This is a genomic window from Kineococcus glutinatus (genome assembly GCF_039542765.1).
GTDB classification, from domain to species: Bacteria; Actinomycetota; Actinomycetes; order Actinomycetales; family Kineococcaceae; genus Kineococcus_A; species Kineococcus_A glutinatus.
Genome location: NZ_BAABIL010000388.1, coordinates 1 through 2199 on the forward strand (window position 1 = coordinate 1; position 2199 = coordinate 2199).

Annotated in this window: 2 protein-coding genes; both read right to left on the reverse strand. The window is 74.3% G+C overall.

All coding sequences use genetic code 11. The features are described from left to right. Positions 1–1083: Ig-like domain-containing protein (locus ABEB16_RS14285; RefSeq protein WP_345712905.1), on the reverse strand; the 1083-nt coding region annotated here is incomplete at its 3' end. Between the two features lie 173 nt (positions 1084–1256). After that, positions 1257–2199, reverse strand: a 943-nt coding sequence (locus tag ABEB16_RS14290; RefSeq protein ID WP_345712906.1) for a dihydrolipoamide acetyltransferase family protein, incomplete at its 5' end; no start/stop codon positions are given.

Sequence of the window (2199 nt, forward strand, 5' to 3'; positions counted from 1 at the left end):
GGAGGAGTCGTACCACTGGAAGCCGTTGCCCTCGTAGGTGGCGACCAGGGTGTGCCGACCCGCCGACAGGCCGGTGAAGCTGAAGGGCGCCGAGCCGTTCTCGTCGAGGGCGACCGTGCCCTGGTCGACGCCGTCGAGCACGAGGCGGACGTCGCCGAAGGGCACGTCCCCGCCGGCCGGGGGCAGCACGTCGATCGCGCCGGTCCAGGGCTGGCCCACCGCGGTGGGCGCGTCGGTGCCGTGCAGGCGGGTGGTGGTGGGGGCGGTGACGACGACCATCTGGGGGGTGCTGTTGCCCGCGGGGTTGCGGGCGTCGCCGGAGTAGCGCGCCACGATCGTGTGGTCGCCGGCGGCCGGGCGGGGCAGGGTCGCCTCGACGGCCCCGTTGCGCACCGGGTACGTGCCGCCGATGCGCTGGCCGTCGGCGGTGAAGGTCACCGTGCCGGTGGGCGCGGACCACCAGCCGGCGCCGCGCAGCTGCACGCGGACCTTCAGCTGCTCCGAGCCGCTCAGCTGGGTGTCGGTGACGACGGTGCGGGCCTGGGGGACGAAACGCCGGTCGTACTGCTGGAGGAACACGAAGCGCCCGGGGATGCAGCCGTCGCCGTTGTAGGCGGCGTAGAAGCAGGGGTAGGCGTCGACGACGACGTCCTTCCAGCCGTCGCCGTTGACGTCCTGCCAGCGGGAGGCGGACTCCAGGCTGCCGTAGAAGGCGGCCTGGTGGGCGGAGGTCTCCGAGGTCAGGCGGGTGAGCCCGCGGTCGGTGAGCACGGAGGTGACGGTGCCGGCGTAGGTGGTGCTCACGACGAGCACCACGGTGCGCCCGTCCGGGGTGCGGGTGGCGGTGGCGACCGCGTCGTCGCCGACGTAGGGGTCCTCGCCCAGGGAGATCGGCGCGCGGCTGCCGTCCTTGCGGCCGACCCAGGCGCTGAGGTCCCAGCCGTTCTCGAGGACGTAGCCGTCGGCGATGCCGTCGGCGTTGAAGTCCACCGCGGGCGCGGCGGCGGACGCGGGCGCGGCGAGCAGCGCGGGCGCGAGCAGTGCGGCACCCGCCCCGAGCACGACGGCAGCACGGAACCCCATGGTGAAACCCCCCAGATCAGGCCTGCCGCCTCGGTTCCCCCCGGACGGTCAGCGCTTGCTCTAAGTGAAGCCGTCATTCCTTTGCGTGACAAGGCTCTGCGGAAGATTGCGCCGATCGGGTGAGCCAGGACGGCTCGCGCGAACGCTGCGTCACCCCTGCGCCCCCGGCCGGCTCAGCCCCAGGTGAGGGCGCGGACCGGGTCCTCCAGCACCGCCGCGATGTCCGCCAGGAACCGGCTGCCCAGCTCCCCGTCGACCATCCGGTGGTCGAAGGACAGCCCGAGCGTGGTCAGCCAGCGCGGCTTGACCCTGCCCTTGTGCACGGCCGGCTGCTGCGCGATCCGCCCCAGCGCGAGGATCGCGGCCTCCCCGGGGTTGAGGATGGGCGTGCCGGTGTCGATGCCGAACACCCCGACGTTGGTGATGGTGATGGTGCCGTCCGCCATGTCCGCCGGGGTGGTGCGCCCCTCCCGGGCGGTGCGGGTCAGCTCGGCCAGCGCCTCGGCCAGCTCCCGCAGGCCCATCTGGTCGGCGTCCTTCACGTTCGGCACCAGCAGCCCGCGCGGGGTGGCGGCCGCGATGCCCAGGTTGACGTAGTTCTTCACCACGATGACCTGCGCGTCGCCGTCCCAGGTGGCGTTGACGTCGGGGTTGCGCCCCACCGCCACCAGCAGCGCCTTGGCCACGAACAGCAGCGGCGAGATCCGCACGCCCGCGAACTGCGGGTCCTCCTTGAGCCGGGCCACCAGCTTCATCGTGCGGGTGACGTCGACCGTGGTGAACACGGTGACGTGGGGGGCCGAGAAGGCGCTCTCCACCATCGCCTGCGCGGTGGCCTTGCGCACCCCGCGGATCGGGACGTGCTTCTCGCGCGGGCGGTCGTCGCGGCGGCGGGCCGGCTCCGTCGCCGCCCCCGGCACGAGGTCCAGGACGTCCTGGCGGGTCACCGTGCCGCCCGGGCCGCTGGCGACGGCATCGGCCAGGTCCACCCCGAGGTCGCGGGCCAGCTTGCGCACGGGGGGCTTGGCGAGGACGTGGACGGAGCCCCCCACCGCCGCGGGGGCCGTCGCCGCGGCGGGGGCCGTCGCGGCGGGGGCCGTCGACGCGGCGATCGCC